The sequence below is a fragment of the Shewanella sp. SM101 genome (assembly GCF_025654465.1).
Classification (GTDB): domain Bacteria; phylum Pseudomonadota; class Gammaproteobacteria; order Enterobacterales; family Shewanellaceae; genus Shewanella; species Shewanella oncorhynchi.
The window spans coordinates 1-1,162 of sequence record NZ_JAKKRH010000124.1 but is presented as its reverse complement, the minus strand read 5'-3'; the positions used below and the strand labels follow the sequence as shown (position 1 = coordinate 1,162).

The window sequence follows — 1,162 nt, the reverse complement described above, 5'->3', positions numbered from 1 at the left end:
ATGTAAAAATCGAGTATTAACCTCACCCCAAAAACACGACTACAGATAATGAAGTAACAGGTAATACCGGCCTTTGCAGATGCTGAGAGAGTACAAGGAGCATATGACTCCGAAAGGACGATAAGCAGCAAAGGCGCGGTTCTCATTAAGGCCAGAGAACAAAGATTCTCACAAACAGGTCGGATATACGTACGCAGTATTACTTTCTGTTACTCAAAAAGTGGTTGATCTATTCGAGGTGTCCATATACGGACTTGCAGCGAGTCGACGAGCGAATGCCATGGCAAGCCTGTGCTAGTGGATACCCGTAAACGCTAAACTTCTAACAACTGAAATTACTGCTCCCCAAACATTTCTGTCCAAAAGCGTACTGCGTATCGCTTTAAATATATAGGTTATGCTAGTGCGCAAAAAGGCGTGCCATGGTGACTCGCGTGACGACAATCCGCCCATGGACGGGCATTCTAGGATGGACTGGAACAACATCCATGCTTAACTGCCAGTTCGCCCTCCATGGCTCTCGTTCATAAACTTAGAATCCCTAGGCTTCTATTCACCCTGTCGACGAGCAAATACGATGGCAAGCTTATATGAGTAGGTCAAACCAATAAGCGCTCCACGGTTTAAAATGGATGGCCTAATTTATTGCCCATCATTTTATCTGTCATTTTAATTAGTTTTTATTGGCAATATATATCTATTAAAGCTATATCATTTAGTTTTTCACTTAGTCGCTTGAGACACTAAAAAATGAATTCTGAAGTTTTGAAGTATGTAAACGAGCATCAGCTTTCGTCTGTAATGAATAAAACAAAGTGGTGCGAGCTTGAAAAGGCATTAAATGGATCTGAAGACTTTATTCCCTATGTGCGATACAAATTGATTTATGATGAAAATCCAAATGCAGGTTTTACTCTGAAGGATCCCCTCATAAATCAGCCATAGCATAGCCATATTTGAGCAACTGATTGGCGAATAATACCCAGGCCGCCAGCAATTCTTTCTCCGTGATTTGATAATCAGGCCGCCTGAGTACCTCCAATCCCAAGCGAATCGTTGAGAGTACCGTTCGATGCCCAATGGTATTGGCCTGAAAATGCTTATCCCAGCCCTGTTGCTGTGCGTGTAAACCAACTAGCCACAACAGGCATTGAACCATCAA

The 1,162-nt window shown here is 42.6% G+C and carries 1 protein-coding gene and 1 pseudogene; one reads left to right on the top strand and one right to left on the bottom strand.

Going from position 1 to position 1,162, the window contains the following annotated elements; translation table 11 throughout:
• Positions 1 to 750: 750 nt before the first annotated feature.
• Positions 751 to 945: a DUF6678 family protein gene (locus tag L5M38_RS24530; protein WP_317630258.1), complete on the top strand. Its 195-nt coding sequence runs from the start codon at positions 751 to 753 to the stop codon at positions 943 to 945.
• Here L5M38_RS24530 and L5M38_RS24145 read toward each other — a convergent pair.
• Positions 929 to 1,162: pseudogene (locus L5M38_RS24145) on the bottom strand (IS4 family transposase); the annotation flags it as partial. The gene L5M38_RS24530 and the pseudogene L5M38_RS24145 sit on opposite strands and share 17 nt — an antisense overlap.